General features: G+C 43.1%; 21 protein-coding genes and 1 pseudogene. 15 read left to right on the top strand and 7 right to left on the bottom strand.

Features of this window, described 5'->3' with window-relative positions; genetic code table 11:
- Nucleotides 1–721 precede the first annotated feature (721 nt).
- Both ACXHJ1_RS07030 and ACXHJ1_RS07035 read right to left on the bottom strand, forming a co-directional pair.
- Nucleotides 722–1,144, bottom strand: a complete 423-nt coding sequence (locus ACXHJ1_RS07030; protein ID WP_090737553.1) for a tetratricopeptide repeat protein — start codon at nucleotides 1,142–1,144, stop codon at nucleotides 722–724.
- Between the two features lie 34 nt (nucleotides 1,145–1,178).
- Nucleotides 1,179–1,337, bottom strand: coding sequence for a hypothetical protein (locus ACXHJ1_RS07035; RefSeq protein WP_165082207.1), 159 nt, complete (start codon nucleotides 1,335–1,337; stop codon nucleotides 1,179–1,181).
- Between the two features lie 146 nt (nucleotides 1,338–1,483).
- Here ACXHJ1_RS07035 and ACXHJ1_RS07040 point away from each other — a divergent pair, with 146 nt between their 5' ends.
- From ACXHJ1_RS07040 to ACXHJ1_RS07080, 9 genes are all read left to right on the top strand, one after another.
- Nucleotides 1,484–2,110: a hypothetical protein gene (locus ACXHJ1_RS07040; RefSeq protein ID WP_107733641.1), complete on the top strand. Its 627-nt coding sequence runs from the start codon at nucleotides 1,484–1,486 to the stop codon at nucleotides 2,108–2,110.
- A 70-nt stretch (nucleotides 2,111–2,180) separates the two neighbouring features.
- On the top strand, nucleotides 2,181–2,549 hold the full coding sequence (locus ACXHJ1_RS07045) for a hypothetical protein (RefSeq protein ID WP_025679340.1): 369 nt from the start codon (nucleotides 2,181–2,183) through the stop codon (nucleotides 2,547–2,549).
- A gap of 632 nt (nucleotides 2,550–3,181) precedes the next feature.
- A complete protein-coding gene (locus ACXHJ1_RS07050; RefSeq protein WP_457905827.1) occupies nucleotides 3,182–4,966 on the top strand; it encodes a M3 family oligoendopeptidase in 1,785 nt (594 codons plus the stop codon).
- A 194-nt stretch (nucleotides 4,967–5,160) separates the two neighbouring features.
- The gene (locus ACXHJ1_RS07055) at nucleotides 5,161–7,065 is read left to right on the top strand and encodes an AAA domain-containing protein (RefSeq protein WP_457905828.1); all 1,905 of its coding nucleotides are present in this window, start codon (nucleotides 5,161–5,163) and stop codon (nucleotides 7,063–7,065) included.
- Complete coding sequence (locus ACXHJ1_RS07060; RefSeq protein ID WP_457905829.1) at nucleotides 7,013–8,230, top strand: DEAD/DEAH box helicase; 1,218 nt, start codon at nucleotides 7,013–7,015, stop codon at nucleotides 8,228–8,230. The genes ACXHJ1_RS07055 and ACXHJ1_RS07060 overlap by 53 nt, the downstream gene beginning before the upstream one ends.
- Nucleotides 8,231–8,455: 225 nt before the next feature.
- Nucleotides 8,456–10,420 carry a GTP-binding protein gene (locus ACXHJ1_RS07065; protein ID WP_457905830.1) on the top strand — a complete coding sequence of 655 codons (1,965 nt, stop codon included), beginning with the start codon at nucleotides 8,456–8,458 and terminating at the stop codon, nucleotides 10,418–10,420.
- A gap of 105 nt (nucleotides 10,421–10,525) precedes the next feature.
- Nucleotides 10,526–11,086 (top strand): DUF4303 domain-containing protein, encoded by a 561-nt coding sequence (locus tag ACXHJ1_RS07070; protein ID WP_457905831.1) that lies wholly within the window; start codon nucleotides 10,526–10,528, stop codon nucleotides 11,084–11,086.
- Nucleotides 11,087–11,119: 33 nt separating this feature from the next.
- Complete coding sequence (locus ACXHJ1_RS07075; protein ID WP_107733645.1) at nucleotides 11,120–11,761, top strand: hypothetical protein; 642 nt, start codon at nucleotides 11,120–11,122, stop codon at nucleotides 11,759–11,761.
- Between the two features lie 121 nt (nucleotides 11,762–11,882).
- Nucleotides 11,883–12,410 carry a hypothetical protein gene (locus ACXHJ1_RS07080; RefSeq protein WP_457905832.1) on the top strand — a complete coding sequence of 176 codons (528 nt, stop codon included), beginning with the start codon at nucleotides 11,883–11,885 and terminating at the stop codon, nucleotides 12,408–12,410.
- 72 nt (nucleotides 12,411–12,482) lie between these two features.
- Here the strand turns inward: ACXHJ1_RS07080 and ACXHJ1_RS07085 are convergent, their stop codons facing one another.
- Nucleotides 12,483–12,863 (bottom strand): hypothetical protein, encoded by a 381-nt coding sequence (locus ACXHJ1_RS07085; protein WP_107733647.1) that lies wholly within the window; start codon nucleotides 12,861–12,863, stop codon nucleotides 12,483–12,485.
- A 275-nt stretch (nucleotides 12,864–13,138) separates the two neighbouring features.
- Between ACXHJ1_RS07085 and ACXHJ1_RS07090 the strand changes: the two are divergent.
- A pseudogene (locus ACXHJ1_RS07090) lies at nucleotides 13,139–13,837 on the top strand (SMI1/KNR4 family protein); the annotation flags it as partial.
- Nucleotides 13,838–13,943: 106 nt separating this feature from the next.
- Here ACXHJ1_RS07090 and ACXHJ1_RS07095 read toward each other — a convergent pair.
- Nucleotides 13,944–14,183, bottom strand: a complete 240-nt coding sequence (locus ACXHJ1_RS07095; RefSeq protein ID WP_457905833.1) for a hypothetical protein — start codon at nucleotides 14,181–14,183, stop codon at nucleotides 13,944–13,946.
- Between the two features lie 186 nt (nucleotides 14,184–14,369).
- Between ACXHJ1_RS07095 and ACXHJ1_RS07100 the strand changes: the two genes are divergently transcribed.
- Nucleotides 14,370–14,831: a phage tail protein gene (locus ACXHJ1_RS07100; RefSeq protein ID WP_457905834.1), complete on the top strand. Its 462-nt coding sequence runs from the start codon at nucleotides 14,370–14,372 to the stop codon at nucleotides 14,829–14,831.
- A gap of 286 nt (nucleotides 14,832–15,117) precedes the next feature.
- On the opposite strand, the gene desA is transcribed toward ACXHJ1_RS07100, so the two are convergent.
- The 3 genes from desA to ACXHJ1_RS07115 all read right to left on the bottom strand — a co-directional run bounded on the left by desA (nucleotide 15,118) and on the right by ACXHJ1_RS07115 (nucleotide 19,498).
- Nucleotides 15,118–16,113 (bottom strand): Delta(5) desaturase DesA, encoded by a 996-nt coding sequence (gene desA, locus ACXHJ1_RS07105; RefSeq protein ID WP_107733650.1) that lies wholly within the window; start codon nucleotides 16,111–16,113, stop codon nucleotides 15,118–15,120.
- Between the two features lie 135 nt (nucleotides 16,114–16,248).
- Complete coding sequence (locus ACXHJ1_RS07110) at nucleotides 16,249–18,243, bottom strand: serine hydrolase (RefSeq protein ID WP_457905835.1); 1,995 nt, start codon at nucleotides 18,241–18,243, stop codon at nucleotides 16,249–16,251.
- Between the two features lie 166 nt (nucleotides 18,244–18,409).
- Nucleotides 18,410–19,498, bottom strand: a complete 1,089-nt coding sequence (locus ACXHJ1_RS07115) for a GntR family transcriptional regulator (protein WP_263560964.1) — start codon at nucleotides 19,496–19,498, stop codon at nucleotides 18,410–18,412.
- Between the two features lie 290 nt (nucleotides 19,499–19,788).
- On the opposite strand from ACXHJ1_RS07115, the gene ACXHJ1_RS07120 reads away from it, so the two are divergent.
- The 4 genes from ACXHJ1_RS07120 (at nucleotide 19,789) to ACXHJ1_RS07135 (ending at nucleotide 24,522) form a co-directional block, all read left to right on the top strand.
- Entirely contained in the window at nucleotides 19,789–21,402 is a 1,614-nt protein-coding gene (locus tag ACXHJ1_RS07120; RefSeq protein ID WP_107733653.1) for a xylulokinase, read from the top strand.
- 1 nt (nucleotide 21,403) lies between these two features.
- Nucleotides 21,404–22,099: an L-ribulose-5-phosphate 4-epimerase gene (locus tag ACXHJ1_RS07125; protein WP_031462514.1), complete on the top strand. Its 696-nt coding sequence runs from the start codon at nucleotides 21,404–21,406 to the stop codon at nucleotides 22,097–22,099.
- A gap of 40 nt (nucleotides 22,100–22,139) precedes the next feature.
- Nucleotides 22,140–23,564, top strand: a complete 1,425-nt coding sequence (gene araA / locus ACXHJ1_RS07130) for an L-arabinose isomerase (protein ID WP_016822498.1) — start codon at nucleotides 22,140–22,142, stop codon at nucleotides 23,562–23,564.
- 94 nt (nucleotides 23,565–23,658) lie between these two features.
- Nucleotides 23,659–24,522 carry a hypothetical protein gene (locus ACXHJ1_RS07135; RefSeq protein ID WP_457905836.1) on the top strand — a complete coding sequence of 288 codons (864 nt, stop codon included), beginning with the start codon at nucleotides 23,659–23,661 and terminating at the stop codon, nucleotides 24,520–24,522.
- Nucleotides 24,523–24,531: the final 9 nt, after the last annotated feature.

Consider the following 24,531-nt stretch of genomic DNA (forward strand, 5'->3'; position numbering starts at 1 on the left):
ACGAACATCGTGATGTTAGTGTGATTCCAATTTGTAAAAAAATTCAAGTGGGTGAGTTGGGGATATGGCTAAAATCGTCAGCGCATGGACCTAGCCAAACGTAACGGTCGTCTCATCGTTCGGATTAATGACTCACAGGATTGCTCTAAAGTGGTTGTTTAAGCGAGACACTGTAAAGAGACCCTTTTTATTTGCCGTTAGACCCGATACGGTGAACCGTATCACAAATAATGCGAAACTTGGGACCTAATCTTCGGACAGGGGGTCGACTCCCAACGCTTCCGCCAACCTTACTAAAAACGAACATAACATACTTAGTTGGTGGATTTTCAGTAACAGTTTGGTTTAGTTAGTAAAAAGACAGTTAGGGCACATTGACCAGCCTTAACTATCCTTTTATTCATGACTCCAAACAGATTGTAGAAATCGTTAGAAATGACGCCAGCCGCTGTTGACAGCGCCTTGCAAAGAGCCAGAGAACGATAGGGCGAAACTCCGTTCAGAAGAATAATGGATACGATAGCTAACCAGAACTTTTATACAACAGGTCTGCACCGGATGGCATACAGGATGTTTATTCGTGCACCTGCGAAATTTTACCAAAGCGATGGAGAGTGAGTTTTTTTGATTTCGCCGTTGAATTCGAAAATAATATTATGGAATGGTTTGAAGGTGAAAAAATATAAAAGTACCGTAATCAGCTCTTGCGTAGTCTGAAATTTCAAATCTCTATGTTTGTCTCCAAAAACTCAAGATATTTTGGGTCGTCTTCCATAAAAATCTCAATACCGGCGCCCATGTAAGCCCGGGTTAACTCGTCAACCGCCTTTTCAAAGTTTTCCTGTTCATAATATAATTGCCCCAGCCGAAGGTGAATATACGGATTACCCAACCCCTTCGGACACTGTACGGCATTAAAAAAGCACTTGAAGGCCTTATCGTAATTCTTCATACGATAGTGGACATCCCCAATAGCTACATATATCCAAGTAGCGGCCTCCCATTCTTGATGATTTTCAGGCAATAAACGGAGGGCGGCAATATAATTTTGCTTGGCGGCATCAAGATCGCCTGCCTTCACTAAGTCATCGCCTTGTTTACATAGAGCCCTAATTGCGGAATAAGTGGAATCTGAGAGCTGCAAAGTGATCTCTCCTGTTCTATTGGATTAAGGAGTTTTAGCCAATGATCGTTTGTTGGCTTTCATCAAAAATGGTGGCGTCCAGTATTGCCGATAAATAGCCTATCGCCCAAATGATATGATCTGTAAATTCTTCTCCATGATCAGGCGGGAATATGAAGCGAATGCGCTCGACACAGTCTTTGACTTCAGGCAATCATATGAAGAGTCTACCAAATTTTTAAGCCTATTCATAGATTGAAAGCGCGTTCTAGTTTATGTGAGTACTATTTTCAAAGGGGCCATGCATGGCATGTAGTATTTTAAATGGCTTGATATAATTTAGAAGAAAGGATGATAGAGATGCCAAATGATAAACAACAGCTTCACAAGGAATCGATTAAGTACCTAACGACTGCCCCTCTTCGCGAAAATGATCCTAAGTTTATCTGCGCAATAAGTGATGTAGCCTATGAATTTTTAACAACAGATGAAGTAGGTTTGATAGAGCAACTGTATTTTAAAATGAAGATTATTGCCCTACGAAATAAGATTCTGTATGGTTTAATCCGGTGCAGACATTTGGAACTGAAGGATTTCTTTCAGAAAGCCTATAAAAAAGAACGATATTTGGATAAGAGGCTGCTCGCGATCCATGGATTAGTACAGTATGCGCCAGAAGAAGAGATCGAAAAGGTCACGGACCATTTTCTTAAGATCTTGATAAAGAGGCCCGAGACTACTCCTTATAACTACTATGAATATGAGTTTCTAAGGTCTGCTTTCGGGTTTCCTCTTCTAATTAAAAAATACGGGTATTCCTGTTTTGAAAAGGTATATCAACAAGTCGAGAAACAGTATCAGGATATGCCAGAAGCATTTAGGGGGCATTTTACCTTTGATGAAAATGGAAAGCAAGTTTCGTTGAGAACTCCGATGAAAATAAAGCAAATGATAGATCGTTTTTATGAATCACGAAATCTTCGATAAGCTGAGTCCAAGAAGTTAAAAAGCAGCGACGACTATAACAATGATGAGGTTTGTTGAAAGGAGAATAGAGATGACCGTAAAGTTTACTTTGAATTATACGGATGGAGATTTCATCGAAACCATAGAAGTTCCAATTTATAAAGCGTATCGTGAGGGTACTTCTTTTCAACTGTATCATTTAAATCGCAACCCTACTCGTATTGAACACAAGGAATTGTTGGTTATCGATGAATCGGGGATTGCTCCAGAGTGTATGTTTAAAAGTGTTACAGAATTTTGTGAAAAAATTATCCCCTATTTATTGAATAGGAAAAATGAGTCATTGTTTTTGTTCGGGGAATATTATGATGCAGAGAAAGATAAGATGATGGACATTGATGATATTGAGATTCCCTGTTTAATAGGCGGGGCAGCCACCTTACAAGAAGAGAAAAAGTAGACTGGGACCTACAGAGGTGTCGCTGAGGAACCTGAATCAATAGATTTTTAATTAGGATAGTAGTGGTTGTAATATGATATGAAAACATAGGGTCTTCGTAATTCAACCCGACGTTACCGAGGTCGTGGACGTTGTCGCCCGCTTCAAACAAGACGATGTAGGCGTTCTCGCCTAAGCAAAATTGGATTTCCGTAAGCCGTTGCAGTAAGCTTGAACAGAAAAGAGGATGTACGCTTACCAATTCTCGGATTGGGGCCGCCGACCAAGTGCGCTGAATGCGACGGGAATGCGAAAAGAATGCGGAGTACCTGATGGTCTGACCATCACCGCATAGGGGTATGAATAAGATAAAATGAGACGAGTCCTGCGGATGCGGGGCTTTTTGGTGTGAGTGAAGGAGAAGATTGGTCAGCGATTTATCACATATTAGGGAATAAGTGGGCGTGTTATACTTGACATTAACTTTGCTTAACATAGTACCGGAAGAGGTGGAAACATGTAAGTCTTAGCCGCAGAATACAATATTCGAATTATCCCAATAAAATATAACGCAGCCTGCTATACGTTCGATATGGCCGGTTGCCGGGATATGTATAGCATCGCTTGTGTTTACGATAAGGAGATTAACGGCGATGAACTTAACATGGGACTTGGAGAGTCTGTATTCCTCATTCCAGACGGAGAAATATCAAAAGGATTATAAACATGCAGCAGAGCTTGCAGATGAACTTGGTGCGAGGGCAAAGCTTCATTTACACACTCAAGAGAAGGCTGCGATTCTAACGGAAGATTTTCTTAGGCAATATAATGCATTCAGGAGCGTGTATCTGTGCTTATTCAGCTATGCAGAACTGGTATTCAGCATTGACAACGGGAATACAGAAGCAGCAAATCAGATGGATGCATTGGAAGAAATGGCCGCGGGTTCCGAAGAAGCTCTAGCAAGTTTCAGCAAATGGCTGGCAAGCATGAGTGGGGAAGAGCTTGATACTATTATTGGCTCGGGTGAGTATGTGGGTCGGCATGCTTTTTATTTGCGTCAGCTGCAGCAGCAGTCAAGGTATTTGCTCAGTGAAGAAGCTGAGGCGGTCATTGCCCGGATGCAGCTTACCGGCGCCAAAGCGTGGGAGAGGCTGTACATGAAGATACAGTCTACCTTGCGTGTAGAGGTGGAGATGAAAGGGGCAGTGCATCAGCTGTCTTTGACGGAGCTGCGCAATCTGGTGTACGATCATGATTCTCAGGTTAGGCAGGCTGCATATGAAGCGGAAGCCAAGGCTTGCCGCAGTGTTGCCGAACAGAGTGCGGCTTGTCTTAATGCGGTGTGTGGAGAGGCGATAGGAATCTATGAGCTAAGAGGGTACAAATCGTCGCTGCATAAAGTACTGGAGACCTCACGTATGGATCAGGAGGCGCTGGAAGCAATGCTGCAAGCGATTAAGGAGAGCCTGCCAGCCTTTCATCAGTATTATCTTCACAAAGCAAGGCTTCTGGGCCACGCAGGACCGCTCCCTTTCCATGATATCTTTGCTCCGGTTGGCGAGGATTCTTCCGTCAAAATTAGCTACCCGGAGGCACAAGAGCTTATTGTTGCCGGGTTTAACTCGTTCAGTACAGAACTGGGTGCGTTCGCCCGCAAGGTGTTCATCTCCAGATGGATCGATGCGGAGTCACGGGCAGGAAAAGGGAACTTTGGCTTGTGCATTGATATCGCATCAATCCAAGAGAGCCGGATTATAACCAGCTTCACCGGGAGCTATATGGATGTTGGTGTACTGGCGCATGAGATTGGTCATGCCTACCATAGCAGCTGTCTTGCCGGGAAGACTATGGCCAATATAGATTATCCGATTCCGATTGCCGAGACGGCGTCGATCTTTTGTGAGGGTCTGATTAATCAAGAGTTACTGCTGAGTGCATCGGAAGGGGAAGTCTTGCCGATCCTGGAGCGGAGCCTCTCGGATGCCGGTTATTATATCGTTGATTTCTATGCCCGTTATCTGTTTGAAAGCCAGCTTTATGAGCATAGGAAATCAGGCTCGCTAACGGTGGAAGAACTGAACAGCCTGATGCAGGATGCCATGTCTGCGGCCTATGGAAGTAGTATTGACCCGGATTCTATTCATTCCTACCAGTGGGTTAGCAAGGCTGGTTATTATATGACAGGCAATGAGTTTCTGAATTTCCCGTATTCGTTTGGGCTGTTGTTCTCTAAGGGGCTATTCGCGCAGTATAAGAAACGTGAAGGCGGATTCGCCGAGCAATTTCAAGCCTTCCTGGCCGCCAGCAGCACCACCATGGTTGCAGATGCCGGGCAGTTAATGGGTATCGATGTGCGTTCACCAGAGTTCTGGAGAGATGCGCTGGCCTTGATTGGGGAAGATATTCAGCGCTTCGTTGGGTATTATGGAAAATAATAACAACAGGAAATGACAAGCATTTAGGAGCTGGAATAAGAATAGAATATAATACACTGTTAAAAGCAGTGAAATCTTATATAATTGGATGGTACATTGGTGAGCTCTCTAAGTTGGGGAGCTTTTCTTTTTGTCTTTAGATGACAGGGTGAGAACTTTATAATAGTAATTACAGATGATAATGGGGGGAGACCATGAATAAACGGCAAGATATTTTAAATGCTTGGATTACGATAGAACAACTATCCGAAGGTTCTATTAATAGAAAGGACAAATCGCTAAAGCTCATACATACAATGGAAGAGGATTGGAATCAGTTTTTTTCAGACTTTTTAATGAAGCAAAAAGAACAACAAAAAGTATCAGATAAGTTCTTTAAGAAATCGGGCTTAGCATTATATTTCGATATTTTTGATTTTCAAGAAGTTGTTGAACTATTGAGGGAGAAATACAAGATTGCTAAAACCTACGAGGAAGTTAGTAAATCTTATAAATTCACCTTCTCTATCTATTTTGATAACGAGTTGAATTTTCTAGCAGACAAATTGTTTTATACAATGAGCGGTTATATCCGCCAACATGGTGAATTACCGAAAGATTTTTTGAAAGTTGAAAACGCATTTAGAGAAGATTTGAACAGCAAATTTGAAGAAGGTTTTCATACCACCATCTCTGAGCTTTTTCATAAATATCATGTTTCCGTAGAAAATTTCCGCTATGCATTTGTGAAAAACCTGGATAACGGAGATGTAAATCTACATTCGTTCTTTATTGAAGATCTGAACAAAGCAAAGACAATCACTAATAAAAATTTGGATCGATATTTTAATGGCTTTTCGGGAGATAGGCACAATCTGGATGGCAATAAAGAGTCCGTTCATTATAACCCCCGAATTTTCGAGCAAACTATTTTACAACCTAAGTTCTATCCGCTCGGGCGGTTCCCAAGTAATCCTGGTTTCGCTCTTTCATTTATGCAGCAGGTTGCGGTGAATCTAGCTTTAAATGATAAAAATGATATTCGCAGTGTCAATGGCCCGCCAGGAACAGGGAAAACAACACTGTTAAAAGATATTTTTGCTGATTTAGTTGTACAACAGGCAGCGGAAATTGTGCAGCTTTCTGATAAATGGATTAAAGGGAGTCTGGTTTATTGGAAAGATTTTAAGCTTAGTGTTTTACCACATTCCATTTCAGATAAAAACATTGTTGTTGCAAGTTCAAACAATGGGGCGGTCCAAAATATTGTTAAGGAGTTACCAAAGAAAGAAACGATTGCTGGCGATTTTCAAAAGCTATTAGATGAAGCAGATTATTTTAAAGAGGTTTCCAATTCTAAATTAACCGGTGAAGGTTTTGGACAGAATCGCGAGATTAAAAGTGAGCTTTTACATGAGGAAAATTGGGGTGTGTTCTCGTTAGAGGGCGGCGCGTCAACAAACATGATTAAGTTACTTTTAACCATTAAAGCAATCGAAAAAGATTTAGAGGATCATGATCAAGCGAATACAGGTGAAAGTGTATATCAAGAATTCTCCCGTCTGTATGCTGAATTAAAAATCGAAAGAGATAAAATGCAAGACTATAGCGAGAAAATGTATGCTCTTCGAGAATTAAAAACCAAGCATAAAGAGCAAATGTTTGCATTTGAACAAGAAGAAAAAAAGAAACGAACAGATTTAATCTCACAGGAAGAAGAAGCGAGACGTGAACTAGAAAGACTGGGACAAGAAATTGAAAATCTCCAAGAGGATTGGTCAAATGCTTCTGTTGAGATAGAAAACCTAATTGATCTACAAACTCAAGCTAAAAGGAATTATGACGTAGTTACTTCTCAAAAGCCAAGTTTTTTGTGGCTTCAGAAAATATTTAATAAGGCAAAAGTTGAGCAGTACTTCAAAGATCTGAATAATGTGAATGATCATTTAAATGATCTATCTAAACAAAAAACGAAATGGTTAAATGACCGTAGGCGACTCGAAAATAGGTTAAGGGAAAATGTTGCGAAAAGTGAGTATGTCCAAAAACAAACTCAGGACACAAGGAGTGGAACAAGAAATTGTATTGTTAGAAAAACTCAAGTATCAAAGTGGCATTAAGGAACCAGATTTTTCACAATCGTATGATGAGCTGCAAAAGTCTAATCCATGGTTTACAGTGAAATTCCGTAAATTACAATCAGAGCTATTTATTTTAGCTTTAAAAGTTAGAAAGCAATTCCTGTATGAAAACAAAAGCAATTTAAAAGCCGCGATAAATATTTGGAATAAGCAGTCTGAATACTTGGGAAAAGAGAATGGACAGCAGCTAATTTCAGAATCATGGAATTGGTTGAATTTCGCGATCCCCGTTGTCAGCACTACTTTTGCTAGTTTTGGTCGAATGTTTAAAAATCTTAATGAAGATTCAATAGGTAATCTGTTTATAGACGAGGCGGGCCAAGCGCTGCCACAAGCTAGTGTTGGTGCCATTTTTAGAAGTAAAAAGGTTATGGTCGTTGGGGATCCATCACAAATAAAACCCGTAATGACGCTAGGTTCAAATGTTTTAACCTTAATTGGAAGACACTATGAAGTCGATGAGAAATTTGTTTCTGCTGATGCGTCTACTCAAACCATTGTGGATGCCACAAGTCAGTATGGTTTCCAGAAAAATGAGGATGAATGGATTGGCATACCCCTTTGGGTACACAGACGCTCGAACTATCCGATGTTTACAATTTCAAATGAAATTTCGTATGAGGGATTGATGGTACAAGGTAAATCAGCAGATGAGGCACAAGGGAAATCACAATGGTATGATTCAACTGGTAAAGCAAATGACAAATTTGTTAAGGAACAAGCTGATTTATTGAAAAAAATGATTGATAAACGTTTGCAGGAAGATCCGGATTTAGCGGATGAAATCTATGTGATCACCCCATTTAGAAATGTGGCTTATAAGCTTGTTCAGGTTTTAGATGAAATTAAATTCACAAAACGAGAAAACGGGAAGACAACGAATATTGGTACAGTTCATACTTTTCAAGGGAAAGAAGCCAAGGTCGTCTACTTTGTTCTTGGCGCGGATTCTGATAGCAGTGGGGCAGCAAGATGGGCTGTCTCTGATCCCAATATGATGAATGTTGCAGCGACGCGAGCTAAAGAAGAATTTTATGTGATTGGCGATAAGAAATTGTATGCCTCACTCGGTAGTGAAGTGGCAAATAAAACGATGTCAATTATTGACGACTATAACAATAATAAGGTCGGGAATGATGGTTAGGCGAAGTTCTCCAAGTTGGAGTAGATTCGAAGGGTAGTTTCCTTTAATAGTATATTAATTATATTTTAATCTGGAGAAATCGTTCAATATAAATGCAATTCGTTATTTTTATCTTCTGTCTATGAAAAAAGACCCTCTCTCAAAACCAACTTCTACCCACTCTCCCGATTTCTATGCTTTAATAAAATGAGTAGTATCAACAAGAAACGTTGAAAGTGGGATTCTATGAAGCGACTAACGATTGGCCTGTTCGCCCATGTGGATGCAGGTAAGACGACTTTTGCGGAACAGCTGCTGTACCATACGAACAGTATCCGGTCCCGGGGGCGGGTGGATCATCAGGATGCGTTTCTGGACAGCCACGACATTGAGCGGGCAAGGGGTATTACGGTGTTCGCAGATCAGGCGGTAATGGAATATAAAGGAGACAGTTATTATTTAATAGACACGCCCGGACACGTCGATTTCTCTCCAGAGATGGAGCGGGCGATTCAGGTCATTGATTATGCCATCCTGATTGTAAGCGCTGTTGAAGGTGTCCAGGGCCATACGGAGACGGTCTGGCAGCTGCTGCGCAAGCATCGGATTCCGACGTTCCTCTTTATCAACAAGACGGATCGGATCGGCGCGGATGCAGGCAGAACCGAGGCAGATATCCGTCAGCAGTTGACAGGGGAAGTATGCTGCATTACACAGAGCTTGGCTGACGGCATAGTCGGCGAGCCGCTGCGGGAGGCCATGGCGGAGCGGGACGAAGCCTTGCTGGAGGCATTCCTGCAGGGGAGAGAGGATTACGGCTTCTGGCTGGAGGCCTTGCAGAGGATGATAGCGGCGGGTCTTCTCTTCCCCTGTGCTTACGGCTCTGCGCTTCAGGATACAGGCGTCATTGAATTTCTGGATCAGCTGCATCTGCTGACGACAACCACTTATGACGAGAATGCTTCGTTCCAGGGGCGGGTTTATAAAATTCGGCACGATGCAGGCGGAGTGAGACTCACGTTTATTAAGGCGCTGGGTGGTCGGCTGAAGGTGAGAGAACAGCTTAGTTACGAGAGCGGCGGGGTTCAATATGACGAAAAAATTACGCGGCTCTTCTTGTTTAACGGCCTTAAATCGCAGCCGGTGGAACAAGTGGAGGCCGGCGATGTGTTTGCGGTTGCCGGATTGTCCGCCGCCGAGGCCGGACAAGGCCTGGGGTCGATATCAGACAAGTTAGCTTACGATTCGGAGCCGACGTTACAATCTAAGGTATTATTCGACAATTCGATACATGTACAGAAGGTGCTCGGTGCTTTTCGCACACTGGAGGCGGAGGAGCCGTCTCTAAACGTCGTTTGGGATGAAAAATTGCAGGAGATTTCTATCCGCGTCATGGGATTGATTCAACTGGAAGTGCTGGTGCAGCTTGTTAGAGAGCGGTTTGGCTTTGCTATCTCTTTTGGACAACCGGAAATCTTGTATAAGGAAACGATTCAATCGGCTGTGAAAGGGTACGGCCACTTCGAACCGCTCAGGCATTATGCGGAAGTGCATCTGCTGATTGAACCGGGAGAAAGGGGCAGCGGCATTATGTTCGATAGCAGATGTCATGCCGATGATCTGAATGTCAGCTATCAGAATCTGATTCGGAATCATCTCTATGAACGGGAGCATCACGGACTGCTGACCGGCATGCCGGTCACCGACGTGAACATTACGCTGCTGAGGGGGCGCGCGCATAAAGAACATACCCATGGTGGCGATTTTCGTGAGGCTGCTTTTCGAGCACTACGGCAGGGGCTGGAGAAGGCGGGCAATGTGCTGCTGGAGCCCTATTACGATTTCAAAATCAAGGTTGCTATCGATGAAATGGGCAGGGTGCTGTCCGATATTCAGCGTGATTCGGGTATTTTTAATCCACCGCAGACAACCGGAACGCAAGCGGTGGTCACGGGCAGGGTGCCCGTGTCGACTTTCATGAACTACAGTACCGAATTTGCATCCTTTACGCATGGACGAGGCAGTATCCGTTGCGTGTTCAGCGGCTACGATCGCTGTCATAATACGGAGGAAGTCATAGAACGGATGGGCTACCGCAAAGGGGCAGACCCACTGTATACATCCTCCTCTATCTTTTGCGCCAAAGGGGCGGGTTACTCGGTGCCATGGGATGAGGCGGAAGCCAAGATGCACCTTGAATTAGAACCTTAATCGTACACATTTCCAGGATTCAGGCGAAAAGTAGGTAGATTTAGGACGAACAACTTTTATAATGGAAATAAGATATATATTTTATAGGGCTAAGGGGCGATTGTCATGGAACCGACGCATGAAATACAGGCGCTGGCGGCAGAAATTGCTGATGTGGCTAGGACGTCCTTTCGCACTCTTTTTGAAAATGGTGAATGTTACTATTACTGCACGCTATTTACTACTGGAGAGGGACATGCGCCAAGCATCTCCGCCTGGTCATGGGAGGCCTTGGAGAGGGAAGCGGCCAGGCAAGGAGAAGAAGGTGACACGCCGGGGTCAACGATTGCGGAACTCATCAAATGGTCTTATGCCGATTCACCCTATTGTTGTTACGAGGATGAGGACTTCGATGATGTTAAACAATTATTTATGGAGCGTCCTTCCATTGCGGAGCTTGAAGCTGATGAATGGAATCGTGAATTTGATTCGAGGCTGAAGGCCATGGAGCTGGCGATGGAAATGCTCGATGATGAAGGCGTGTTTGCCTTGAATCAACCGCGAGAGTCTGTATGTGTCCTTGTCGAGATCATGCCGCCAGATGAGATCAATACCGAAATCGCCCTGCGTTTGAATCAGGCAGAGTCACCAGCTATGCAAGCATGGCTGGTGGAAGCAGCGGAGTAAGGGGGTTCGCATTTCTTGAGGGAGAGTTGTAAAATGCCTAATGAATATCAAATGAATATTTTAGCTGAGAGAACGGAATGTATCCTTTATTATGCGGGGTCGATCCTATCGAACAAGCATAGTGCGGGCTGGATCGGCGGGAATGCGCCCGAATTTTTTGATAATCAATCGGACCTCATCCACGAAGATAACCAAAAATATGTTTTTTACTTGAGCCTCGTCCATCCCTTTAAACCGGAGAGCATGATTTCGATCTTCATCCCTGAAGACTATGAGGAGTATTTAGAAAACAACATTTATCCTAATTGCTCGGTCAAGGTGATTGAGCATCCCACTTCAACTGAAAGTGTCAAAGATATGTTTACTAACCCAGGGCTTGTAAAGCATGCAATTTCAGATGGGGAATTAAGCCATGACAAAAAATCGATGGATCAGCCTTTTTTGATCAAACTGGGCGGAAACCCGAGACTTATTCAAAATGAAGACTATTATTTTACGAAGCTGAAAGAGGAGTCCTTTTCCTTTTTATTGCAGGTAGATGAAGATGGTTACCCCGAAACGTTACTTCAGGAGGATTACAATTATCCTTTTGGTTTTGGATCACTATATATTTTCGCCAACGTGGGGGCGACTGAGATACATCATCCAGTAGCAGGTTTTTGGCAATTCTCTTGATTTGGCGTGGGGCTAACGAGCACGTCAGGCGATTTTTGGCGTGCGTATGCCCCATTCGCACAAGCAGGAAGCCCGCCCCTGGCGTAAACTGAATTATAATCAGTGAGCGAGGTGAACTTCCATGGCACAATCGAAAGAGATGCGTGCACGGGCTAAGAAGTTTCAAGGCCGTCCGGTCTGTGTCACCCTGCACAGCGGAGAGACTTATGTCGGCTACATCACCGACGTTAATCGCGGCGGGTTGGTACTTTCCAGTGCTGGGGCTTCCCCGCGTGCTCCTTCCAGGAAGCAAGATTCCCGATCTCTCAAACGCAGAGCCAGTTCGCATGCCCCGGGCGTCCGTCTCGGCAACCGGAAAAGCGGTGCACGTAAACCGTCTAGCCGTTCGCGCTCTCGCAAGCCGGACGCCAAGGTGTCGGCATTCCTGCCGATGATGGGCTCGCTGTTAGGCGGCCTTGGCGGCTCCACTGCAGGCGCAGGAGGGCTTGGCGGTATGCTCGGCGGCGGCTTGCGACTGTTCGGCATGATCCAGAAATTTGTCCCGGTTGTGAGGATGGGCTACGGCATGATCAAGTCCATTCGCCCGTTTCTCGGCGCTGTTAAAGGCTTGATGCCCTCGGCTAGTCCGACTACGCCGAATAACGAATAATCGTACCCCTGTGGACTTTAAGCCCCCTTTGAGTGGTCAGGTCAAAGGGGGCTAGCCCACAAGCCATTAGGACTACCACTGTCTAATCCAAATTGGATTTAGCTCGGAATAGCCCATCTCCTTTAATAAATCCCAGGCATTATCCAGAACCTGAGGTTTCCCCTGGGTCAAAAGCTCTTGTCGTTTTGCCATCAAGTAAGAGATAATTTCAGCGATATGCTTGGGTTTACCCAGATGGAGGACAGTTTCCATGTTATTATTTTGTGCTGAAATATCATAAAAGGCCCAATAAGTACGAGGCTCTTCATCGGGAGGATCTGCCTGGAAGATGAGCGTGACTTTGATGTTTTTATTCTCTTTGGGAGATAGGTTTAAGACGAAGCGGGACCCGCCTGAATACCAATAAACGAATGCATAACCGTCGACCGTAATATTTCTTAATTGGCTTTTCATTATTTTCTCCCTCACTCTATGTTGTTTAAAATGAATTGCGTTTAATGAGTTTAATTAAATAATTATGTCGTTAATTTCCGAGAAATGAGGAGTGGCTTACATGAATAACAAGGTGATTATAGTCTAATCCACATATAGATTCCATTCATATGGATTTTTCCTGTGGTACTCTAGATACATATCATTTTAAAGAGGTACGACCCATAGAAAAAACAATAAAATTGCTGGATAAGCAAACAAGGAAACCTGGCTATGGTCAACAGGAGAGTTCAAATATGTGGTTTAGGAAGAAAGAAACGCAACTGGATCGAATAAAAAACAAACTGAGTCAAGCCATGCGCAAAAACGCGGACTTCTTGGTGTTTGGAGCATCCTCACATCAATATAGGGTTAAAGAGAAGCTTACAGCAAAAGAGCTAGAGGACTGGCAAACCCTCAATCAGGTCACACTTCCTGAGCCTTACGCGCTGTTTTTAATGAAAATCGGCAACGGAGGCGCCGGACCCTACTATGGAATTTATCCACTTGGAAAGGCAACTTCCTACACCGAGCGCCAGGTGCTCCTTGCAAAATCCGTTCTGCATCCCGGGATGACCAAAGAGGAATGGAACCATCTGATTGAGCCCCTGACCAGGGACGAGGACATTCCCGATGAGGAATATGACGACACCTGTAATAAGGTGTTGGGCGGCATGTTGTGCGTAGGTACCCAAGGCTGCGAATACGACATGTATCTCGTACTTGAAGGGAAATATAGGGGGAGAATTGTGTACACCTCTGATTTTCATCCCGATCATCCTTTTTTCTTTGTCTATGAAGGCAGCTTTCTGGATTGGTATGAGCGCTGGCTGGATGAAATTATTCTGGATTATGATATCGGGTGGTTTGGCAGTCGAATGCCGGGTGATGAGAATGCACTGATCCAGATTTATCAGAGCGCTCCAAACAAAGAAATCCAAGCCAAAGCGCTAGATTAGGGGATTATGATAACATGCCGGTCAACTCTATAAGGCAAATAAAATCAAAAAGGCTGACTTTTCGTAGTGCCTTGGCATCGGAATCGTCAGCCTATCGTGCAGATTATCCTACACCATCACTTTCTAACAAAGAATAAAAATTATCACGGTCTTGGTCATCAAATTTGCCAAGTGTCCTTACCCTAACAAATTCATGTCCGCCATACATGTCTATTTCCTCACCGTACCTATTGTAGAGCGCGATCATATTGCCATCCTGATTCAACTCCAAGTACCCATAACATTTTGCTTCAGGCATTTCACCGTAAAAGAGCGTAAATTTGATTTTGATCACTCTGTGCATACAGATCCTCCTTTCCTGTCTTTCGTATTGACTTTGAATATATACAGTGTTCTCCATAAAATGTCAAGAGATAAGGTTTCTACGTGACAACGGCGGAGGAGTGTACCAGCAAGTTGTGGACGCAGAACCGTAACATAAGTAGCGGCAAGTTTTTTGGGGCATAATGAGATAAAAGGAGAGATGGAAATGTCCTATATCGTTGATTTTAATAATGTGTCTACAGCTGGCTTAGAGTCTTCACCTGTAGTAGAGGCGCTTGCTGGTTTGCGTGCTAATGAAGCCCGTTACTTTATGAACAAATACAAGCATGAATTTACGGTTGTGTCAGCTAGTGAAAGTCAGGAGACTCTTAATTATGTGAACCCAATTCTGAAAGAGCGTGATATTGTGTTTGCGGCCAAACCTTTAGAAACATCACGTTTTCAAGTAGAAAATATTAAATTTGCTTACGTCTTTTATGAGGATGGTCTTGCGGTCAACGTCATGTATACGGTTGATGACACTAAGAAGCGGGCCGTTGGTTTTAAGCTTTCTGAGGGGATGGAGGTACCCAAGGAGTTAGAAGGAAAGTTTAAGTTTGCTAGACAGAAGTCAAAGCTAGCTGGAACAATTCGGGGTTCTTTTTTTGTAATTAAAGGAGAATATTAATCTTGACCCGTCAGCTTCTTGAAGTCGTCCGTAAATATATCCATTTTCCTATATAAAGTCCTTATCGGGTGGCTTTCGCTTGCCCATAACATACTCAATGGGCGAGATGAACCAAAAAGCGCGAGTCACTGGGAGAGTCCCCCGCACTCGCGCTTTTTTTCGTTAATCCTGAAGTAAGTACTGTCCCTTATGGTAGAAAATCCACTTTTCAGACAACTTCCTGAATAGCGTAAGAATTAATTATATGAGACCATACCAAATTCTCTGTTAACAACAAAATATTAGATTAAAGCAAATAACTAATCTCTTTGAAACTTACAAATTTCTTGTTACGTTCATCCCAGAGCCTGAATCGAATTGCCGGTAGGCTGGAAGTAATCGTAATCATATTTACCTTCTGGAGAGGTGGCGTGTTGTCATGAGCCTTTTCCAAATAATAGTTCGGAATTCTCGGACTCAGATGGTGCACATGGTGAAATCCGATATTACCTGTCAGCCACTGCAGCACTTTTGGTAGCTTATAATAGGAACTTCCCTCCACGGCTGCTTTCACGTAATCCCATTGTTCTTCCTGCTCGAAATACGTATCCTCAAACTGATGCTGCACATAGAAGAGCCAGATACCGATACTCCCCGAAAGTATGAATATCGGTCCCTGAACGAGTAGGAACGCCTGATAGCCCACGGTGAAGATGAGCAAGGTGGATAAGGCAACGATGACCAGATTCGTTATATACGTGTTATAGATCTCTCTCCGTTTGGCCTTCTTCCTGTTAAACCTGTTCTTGATAAGGAAGATATAGATTGGACCAACCCCGAACATAACAAGTGGATTCCGGTAGAGACGGTACATCATCCGTTTCCAGGCTGACGCAGATACATATTCCGATACCGTAAGGATCCATATATCCCCTATCCCCCTTTTATTCAAATTACCACTAGTGGCATGATGGATTGAGTGGCTTTTCTGCCATTGATGATAAGGAAAGAAAGTCAGGACACCTGTTATCGTGCCTAAGATCTCATTGGCCAACCGATTCTTAAAGAAGGATTGATGACAGCAATCATGAAAAATGATAAAGATCCGGACTACAAATCCTGAAGCTAGGACCGTTATTGCCAGAGTAAGACAGTAGGAAATCGCCAGACTTTTGTAGGCAAGGTACCAGAGCAGGAAGAAAGGCACTATCGTATTGAATATTTGCTGTAAACTGTTTTTTAGATTGGATTTTTCGTATGGCGAAACGTCTATTTTCAAATTACTTTTGCTTGAGTTACACATGATTTACTCCTGATGTTTTTTATCATCGTTGCTGATGCCAGCTTCCGCGGTGATCCTGCTTGGTATTGACAAAGACTCACCATACGAATACTTTTAGGGATTATTGTTTTACCTTTTTCTATTTAATCTTTTGAATTAGTGACTGATTGGCAACGTATAGTAATTAAATGCTTGATCCAACAAGGCACTGGCTTCTTGACGCTTCAAAAGCTGTTTGGAGCGGAAGTCTATGGAGCCGTCTAAATTGATCTTGGTATTCGGGTCCATGATACCTTGGGAAACAAGAGCTGTGACTGCTTTAACTGCCCAAGAATCCGTTTCGCCACTCAATTTAACCTTAATTCCAGGCTCAACCTGTTTCAGGTTCTGGATCATTACCGCCGCCATTTGTCTAGTGATAGGAGAATTAGGCTGATAATTACGTAATCCGGCCATCATCTGCTTCTTATTCGGTTCAATCATGAAAGGTTGTTTATACCACCCGTGGGCGCGCAGCAGCACTTCTGAGAATTCTCTCTGAGTCATCGTTCCTTTCGGATCGAAGAGGTTGGCTGACTTTCCGCTCATGACTTCCAAAGCATTAAGGTTGTTTATATATGAAATATATTTACTATTCGCAGGTACATCAGAAAATGGTGAATCAATGTTTATTTTTTGCGCATAAGCAACGAGATCAGGGAGCTGCATGTAATACAAATATGCAATATGGCCTGCTTCATTTTTATTAAACGTCAATTTATTACCTGATTCATCTTCAAATAATAAAGGGTGGATCATTTTTAGTGTATGTTTGCCTGATGTTCCTGTCTCCATTATTAATTTCCCGTCCGAATACGAAACCTTCGTCCTTAAGGCAGCGATACGCGTGTTTTGGTATAATCCCACGTAGTCTTGGGCCTGCTGCTCACTTAATGTTGCGTAGGTTGACTTTAGAACTTCTGATTTTCTCGGATAATAATGATTCATAAATTCTTCATACACGTCAAGACTCATCATGGAGTCGTTATTGTAGGACATGTACATCGCTGTATTCTTCTCAGGCAGAATAACAATCAAGGAAGAATGCCCTGTAACATTCCCTCCTTTTAGAATCACATGCTGATTATTCATCTTCTCTTTGAAGTATCCTTCAAATCCGATTGTTGTAACCGGGAACTCCTTGTCAGGGAATAATTGGTATGTGTGCATTTGCTCTATGCTCTTTGGACTCACCACTTCTTTACCTTTGTACTTGCCCTTGTTCAGGTGCATAATGAGGTACTTTGCCATGTCATCTGCTGTTGAAACGATACCGCCTTCAGGTTTTTCCGTTGGTTTAAACCCGTCCAAGGGAATCAGTTCACCTGTTGGTCCATAGTGAGCAGCCATTCTGCTTAACAATTGGGGGGTAAACCGCACACTCGTCGAATTCATGCCTAACGGTTTGAAAATATTCTTTTCCATATATTTGGAATATGACATACCGGTTACGTTTGCTACTGCATATCCCGCTAGCATGAAACCAAAATTGTCATAAGTGTACGCTTCTCCTGGAGACCTGACCACAGTTGGCATATTTGATGCAATGTACTTCTTCATTGGAAAATATTTGTCCGCGTATTCTGGATGCATTTCCATGAGAATATCTGGTTCATCAAATCCACTTGAATATGTAAGTAGATCAAACATCGTCAGTTTTTTTCCTGTTTTATTCGGAACCTTTATTCCTCCTAAATACTCTTGGATATCGTGTTTTAAATCCATTTTCCCTTTATCAACCAACTGCATAACTGCCAATGCAGTGAATGACTTTGTAACAGAGCCAATTTGAAAAACGGTATTTTTATCAACAGGGATTTTTTTGCCCTTGTCGGCATACCCGTAGCCTTTGCTTAGTATCACTTTCCCACCTGCGACGACCACAAAATTAGAACCAACGGTATTAAACTTTTTCATTTTGTCCGCAAAGACACCATCTGCAAAAGCCTCTAGTTCCTTGGCATCTCGCGGCCCCTCCAAGCTAGCCTTTTCAGATGCAACTGGTATGTTAACGGGTGCGGCAACTGACGCGCCGTTGGGTGCCATACATGCGGTAGTTATCGTAGTAGATAATAGTAGAACCGCGAGAATGGTGTAAATCATTTTTTCCATGAATGGTTTCTCCTTGAAATGTATTTTTGCCTTATCGTCCGGCAAAACCAAGTATGGCAAAGGATTTGTCATACCAACAAGTTACATTTCGTCACCCACCATACCAAATCACTCCAAAGTGTCATATGACAATTAGGCACTAGGTTTAAAGGGGCTATGGACCCCTTCACTTCAATTTCTTCTTTACCGTCTCTCCTTCAATTAACACGGGCTGATAATAGGTTTGGTTGCTTAGATCCTTCTTCCCTTGTAGTTTCTTAATAACCCAGTCGGCGGCATCACGGCCCATTTGTTCCTGTGGGTGTGTCAATGTTGTTAGTTTGATGTTTGCATTTTTGGAAATATAGGAATTGTCTTGGCCAATAATGGACAAATCTTCGGGAACGGATATACCAAGTTGTCTGCATACATGTACAACTTCTAGTCCGACCTCGTCGTTATAGCAGACAATTGCGGTTAAATCGTCTCTTTGTTCGGTCAGAAATTTCTTCAAGTTGGTGGACAGTTCCTGCTTTGTCTCAGTATAGAATGAGAGCACTTGCTCGGGGTGAAACCGTAATTTGGCTTCTCCAAGCGCTTTGATATAGCCCTTCATTCGATACTTTCCTTGTAAATCGTCCATTTTGGCAATGATGCCAATCTGTGTGTGTCCGTTAGCGATCAATTCTTTGGTTGCCAGATAGCTGGATTGTACGTCATCGAGACAGAAGTAAGGAACCTCCAACTCTTCATAATAGGCATTAATCATGATGAATGGAACATCCTGTTCCTTGAACGTCAGATAGTAAGCGATATTGGGATTATATAGATTGCTCTTCGTAGGCTCAATGATCAAACCATCGACACCAAAGGACAGCATCATCTCCAAAGCTTTCTTTTCCTGTGCGACATCATTATTGGTACTGGCTAATAGTAATGAATAATTATCTTCGTTCAATCTGGCTTCAATCCCGCGAATAATAGAGGGAAAGATGTAATCAGAGATGTAGGTTGTGATGACTCCGATGGTTTTATTGCTGGAATTGCCACCGGTTTTTGACCGAAATTGGTTGCTGACATAGGTGCCAGATCCTTTTTCACTTCTTAAAAAACCTTCGTTAGATAGTTCCAAAATAGCCTTTCGAACCGTCTGGCGACTAACTTTATACTTATCCTGCAAAGCGAATTCCGTTGGGATTTGTTCTCCTACGCTGTATGCCCCTGAAAGAATGTTGCTTTTTATATCCTCAAGGATGACCTGATACTTTGGTTTCACTTTATTCCTTCTTTCCAAGTTGTTCTAATACTAATTAATGTATCTATAATATTTGTATGTACATATTTTAGCATAATTATGAGTTTATTATAATCTATTGTCCTATCTGTATAAATACTAAAGTTAAAATAGAAAAACACTCGGTTCGTCAAAGCATTTGTAAGTATAACTATGGTTTTGTGTTGACAAATGTACGCACAAAAAATATACTAAGGCTGTAAACAAAAGAAAGCGCCTTCTTTCAATTATTGCGATTATAACAGTTGTTCAGAGAGAGGAGTAACGTGAGCATGGATCAAGACATTAAACAAGCGATTACTAAGGGAGAAACCTCACTTGGTATCGAATTTGGATCCACACGTATCAAGGCAGTGCTGATTGATCATCGTTTTGAAACAATCGCATCTGGAAGCTATGAGTGGGAAAACCTCTTGGTAGATGGATATTGGACGTACAACTTAGAGAGCATTATTACAGGTCTACAAGAGGCTTATCGTGAAATGAAACAAGAGGTTGAACAAAAATACGGAATCACCCTTCATACGGTTGGTTCTATAGGATTCTCTGCAATGATGCACGGCTATATGGCTTTTGACAGCAAGGGCGAGTTGCTTGTTCCGTTCCGTACTTGGCGGAATGCGACAACCGGTGCTGCAGCAAAAGCTTTAACTGATAAATTCCAATTCAACATTCCTGAGCGATGGAGTATTGCTCACTTGTATCAAGCGATATTGAACGAAGAACAACATGTTCCTCATATTGATTTTATTACGACGTTGGCTGGATATATTCACTGGCTGCTGACTGGCAACAAAGCCATTGGCATCGGAGACGCTTCGGGGATCTTCCCAATTGATGAGACTACACATGATTATAACGAGTCGATGGTTAAGCAATTTGATGAACTCATTGCAGCCAAAGGCTACGATTGGAAATTACAAGACATTATTCCTAAAGTTCATATCTCAGGCGAGCAGGCAGGTGTACTAACCGCAGCGGGAGCCAAAATCTTAGATAAATCCGGAGATTTACAACCAGGTATTCCGCTTTGTCCTCCAGAAGGTGATGCGGGAACAGGAATGGTCGCTACGAATAGTGTGAGAAAACGTACTGGCAACGTGTCTGTGGGAACCTCAGTTTTTGCCATGATCGTATTAGAGAAGGATCTTTCGGCGGTATATCCGGAAATTGATCTGGTGACCACACCGAATGGTAATCCGGTCGGAATGGTTCATGCCAACAACTGTTCAAGTGATCTCAATGCTTGGCTGGGCTTGTTCCGTGAGTTCTATGAGGCCATGGGGCAAAAGGCGGACCCGAATCAATTATTCAGCGTGTTGCTGAATAAGGCCCTGGAAGCAGATCCAGATGGCGGCGGCTTACTTAGCTACGGCTATTTGTCAGGAGAAAACATCACCGGAATAGAGAAAGGCCGGCCATTGTTTGTCCGCTCCCCTGAGAGCCGTTTCAATTTGGCCAATTTCATGCGCACTCATCTGTTCACTGCATTTGCTGCTTTGAAAATCGGGATGGATATTTTGACGAAGAAAGAAAATGTCGCAATTGACAGCATTCTGGCCCACGGTGGTTTATTCAAAACCCCTATTGTCGGACAAAAAATTGTCGCGGCAGCTATGGATGTTCCGGTGTCCGTGATGGCAACAGCTGGAGAAGGCGGAGCGTGGGGTATGGCTATTCTGGCTTCTTACATGATGAACAAGGATCAGCAAGAAAGTCTGGAAGACTTCCTCGACCAAAAAGTATTCAGAGATGTTGAGGGACAAGAAATTCATCCCGACGGTTCCGATGTTAAGGGATTCGAAACATTCTTGGAACGCTACACACAAGGCCTGGCGATTGAGCAGGCTGCTGTAGATAATCTAGTGGAAAACTGGAGGAATTGACGTGTTAGAGCAGCTGAAAGAAGAAGTATTTCAAGCCAATCTGGATTTGCCTAAACATGGACTCGTGAAATACACCTGGGGTAACGTAAGTGCTGTTGATCGTGAGCGCAGCTTATTCGTTATCAAACCGAGTGGTGTTAGCTATGACACGATGAAACCTAGCGATATGGTAGTTGTTGATTTTGACGGCAATGTTGTTGAAGGAGAGATGAGACCTTCATCGGATACACCGACTCATGCCGTACTTTACAAGCACTATGCAGAAATCGGCGGTATTGTGCACACGCATTCGACCTGGGCGACCGTTTGGGCTCAAGCCGGCCTGGACGTACCTGTAATGGGGACTACTCATGCAGACACCTTCTATGGTTCTGTTCCTTGCGCTCGTTTCTTGACACAAGACGAGATTGATCGTGGTTACGAAGCCGAAACAGGCCGTGTCATTATCGAAACTTTTGAGCAGCGTGGGCTGGATATTTTAGCAGTGCCAGGTGTCCTGCTTAAGGGTCATGCTCCCTTCACTTGGGGAAAAGATGCGAAATCCGCAGTTATGAATAGCGTCGTGTTGGAAGAAGTTTCGAAAATGAACCTATTCGCACGGGAATTGAATCATTTTGCTGAAGAATTGCCGCAGCGTATTCTAGATAAACACTATTTGCGCAAACATGGGAAAGACGCTTACTACGGGCAAAAATAAGACAACTATACTAACAAACGAAGAAAAGAGGATGAATGTTATGTCAACAGTAGGTACAAAACAGTTCTGGTTTGTCGTAGGTTCACAACATCTGTATGGGGAAGAAGCATTAGCAGAAGTGAAAGCACACGCACAAGAAATGACCGATGCCTTAAATAAAAGCGGTGTGTTGCCTTATCCGCTCGTATTGCAGGATCTGGCAGTTAGTGCAGACAAAATCACCAGCCTCATGAAAGAAGTCAACTATCGTGATGAGGTTGCTGGTGTCATCACTTGGATGCATACTTTCTCACCTGCAAAAATGTGGATTCGCGGTACTAAATTGTTGCAAAAACCGCTGCTTCATTTGGCTACTCAGTATAATGAAAGCATTCCTTGGGCTACAATTGACATGGACTTCATGAACCTCAACCAGGCAGCTCATGGTGACCGTGAATATGGATTTATCAATGCCCGTCTGAAAAAACAGAATAAAGTGGTCGTAGGGTATTGGGAACGTGCGGAAGTGCAAAAGCAAATCGCAGAGTGGATGGATGTAGCGGTTGCTTATAACGAAAGCTTCAATATCAAAGTTGCCCGTTTTGGCGACAACATGCGTAACGTTGGTGTTACGGAAGGGGATAAGGTCGAAGCCCAAATCCAATTTGGATGGACCGTTGACTACTTCGGAATTGGCGACCTTGTTCAGTACGTCAATGCTGTGAAGGAAGAAGAAATTGATGCTTTGTTCGCGGAATATTCCGAACTGTATGAATTTGATTATGGTACTTACAGCAAGGAAGCTTGGGAATCCAGCGTAAGAGTGCAAGCAAGCTATGAAATTGCTATTAAACGATTCCTGGATGATGGTGGTTATACTGCCTTCACTACAAACTTTGAAGATCTCTACGGTATGAAACAGCTTCCTGGTCTTGCCGTTCAACGTTTGATGGCACAAGGATACGGCTTCGCTGGTGAAGGAGACTGGAAGACTGCAGCGCTCGATCGTCTGCTTAAAGTCATGAGCCATAACCAATCCACTGGCTTTATGGAAGACTACACCTATGAATTAGCAGCTGGTCAGGAATCGATCCTTCAATCTCATATGCTTGAAGTTGACCCAACGTTGGCAAGCAACAAGCCTAAAATTATCGTTTCTCCGTTAGGTATCGGCGATCGTGAAGATCCAGCCCGTCTGGTATTTGACGGTAAGGCAGGAGACGGTGTGGTTGTTTCCATGGCTGACTTTGGCACACATTATAAACTGCTGATCAATGAGGTTACTGCATTTGAACCAACAGTTCCTGCTCCCAAACTTCCAGTGGCCCGTGTACTGTGGAACGTGAAGCCAAACTTCCAAGATGGAGTTAAAGCATGGATTGAGAACGGCGGCGGTCACCATACTGTAGTTTCCTTGAATCTAACTACAGACCAAATTGTTGCTTATGCAAAACTGGTTAACCTGGAATACGTAATTATTAAATAATTATAGATCATCTATAAAAGCATTGGGTCAGTCCTCAGGACCCAATGCTTTTTATTGTTTCTCAGAGGATTTTAATTCTTAAGGATGTGATACTATGGCGAATTTACCATCTGCGGCAACAAAATTGGTTATGGTTGAAGGTATACCTGGCTCTGGAAAATCTACATTATCCCAATATATACAGGACACCTTAAACACGCATCGAATAGAATCGGAGCTATTTTTAGAAGGGAACTTACGACATCCCGCTGATTATGAATCGGTTGCATGTGTGCCGAATGAGGAACTTGATAGGCTCCGGTCTAGCTATGCCGATGTATTTCATGATATTGATCCATTTGTATCGCTAAGCGGTAACGACTCATTAATCGCATACGCGCTTGCGCAGCAATTAGCTCAAAATGAAATTCCTTCTAGTTTGTATGAGGAAATCCGGCGCTATGAAATCTACGATGGAATACCTGTAGAAAAATATTGCGAGTTGATGGTTCAACGTTGGAGTTCTTTTGCTAAGAATCAGCGAGAAAAGGATAAGCTGGTCATACTCGAATGCTGTTTTTTACAGAACCCAGGGTGTGCATTACTCGCTCGACATGATGCTGGAGATGATCGACTTGTTCAGCACGTATTACAGATTGCGGAGCAAATTCAGGACCTTAATCCAATTTTGTTCTATCTGAAGCAACCTAGTGTCCGTGAGACGATTGAGCGAGTGAAAACGATGAGGCCTCAAGAGTGGCTAGATTTTGTGATTTGGTACCATACGGAGCAGGATTATGGAAAAAATAAGGGGTTGCACGGGTACGATGGATATATACAGTTCCTTGAACATCGACGAGAGCTAGAATTGCACATTATTGAGCAGCTTCCTTTTCAAACTTTTATAATGGATAACTCCGATTATGATTGGGAGAATCAACAGCAGACTGTTTCGAACATCATGATGAAGTATTTATAATCTCGGGAA

It is taken from the genome of Paenibacillus sp. ALE2, assembly GCF_054113385.1.

Coding starts and splice junctions, on each gene's coding strand:
- ACXHJ1_RS07040 (WP_107733641.1), top strand. CDS start 1,484: ATGCCAAATGATAAACAACAGCTTCACAAGGAATCGATTAAGTACCTA.
- ACXHJ1_RS07045 (WP_025679340.1), top strand. CDS start 2,181: ATGACCGTAAAGTTTACTTTGAATTATACGGATGGAGATTTCATCGAA.
- ACXHJ1_RS07050 (WP_457905827.1), top strand. CDS start 3,182: ATGAACTTAACATGGGACTTGGAGAGTCTGTATTCCTCATTCCAGACG.
- ACXHJ1_RS07055 (WP_457905828.1), top strand. CDS start 5,161: ATGAATAAACGGCAAGATATTTTAAATGCTTGGATTACGATAGAACAA.
- ACXHJ1_RS07065 (WP_457905830.1), top strand. CDS start 8,456: ATGAAGCGACTAACGATTGGCCTGTTCGCCCATGTGGATGCAGGTAAG.
- ACXHJ1_RS07070 (WP_457905831.1), top strand. CDS start 10,526: ATGGAACCGACGCATGAAATACAGGCGCTGGCGGCAGAAATTGCTGAT.
- ACXHJ1_RS07075 (WP_107733645.1), top strand. CDS start 11,120: ATGCCTAATGAATATCAAATGAATATTTTAGCTGAGAGAACGGAATGT.
- ACXHJ1_RS07080 (WP_457905832.1), top strand. CDS start 11,883: ATGGCACAATCGAAAGAGATGCGTGCACGGGCTAAGAAGTTTCAAGGC.
- ACXHJ1_RS07085 (WP_107733647.1), bottom strand. CDS start 12,863: ATGAAAAGCCAATTAAGAAATATTACGGTCGACGGTTATGCATTCGTT.
- ACXHJ1_RS07095 (WP_457905833.1), bottom strand. CDS start 14,183: ATGCACAGAGTGATCAAAATCAAATTTACGCTCTTTTACGGTGAAATG.
- ACXHJ1_RS07100 (WP_457905834.1), top strand. CDS start 14,370: ATGTCCTATATCGTTGATTTTAATAATGTGTCTACAGCTGGCTTAGAG.
- desA (WP_107733650.1), bottom strand. CDS start 16,113: ATGTGTAACTCAAGCAAAAGTAATTTGAAAATAGACGTTTCGCCATAC.
- ACXHJ1_RS07110 (WP_457905835.1), bottom strand. CDS start 18,243: ATGGAAAAAATGATTTACACCATTCTCGCGGTTCTACTATTATCTACT.
- ACXHJ1_RS07120 (WP_107733653.1), top strand. CDS start 19,789: ATGGATCAAGACATTAAACAAGCGATTACTAAGGGAGAAACCTCACTT.
- araA (WP_016822498.1), top strand. CDS start 22,140: ATGTCAACAGTAGGTACAAAACAGTTCTGGTTTGTCGTAGGTTCACAA.
- ACXHJ1_RS07135 (WP_457905836.1), top strand. CDS start 23,659: ATGGCGAATTTACCATCTGCGGCAACAAAATTGGTTATGGTTGAAGGT.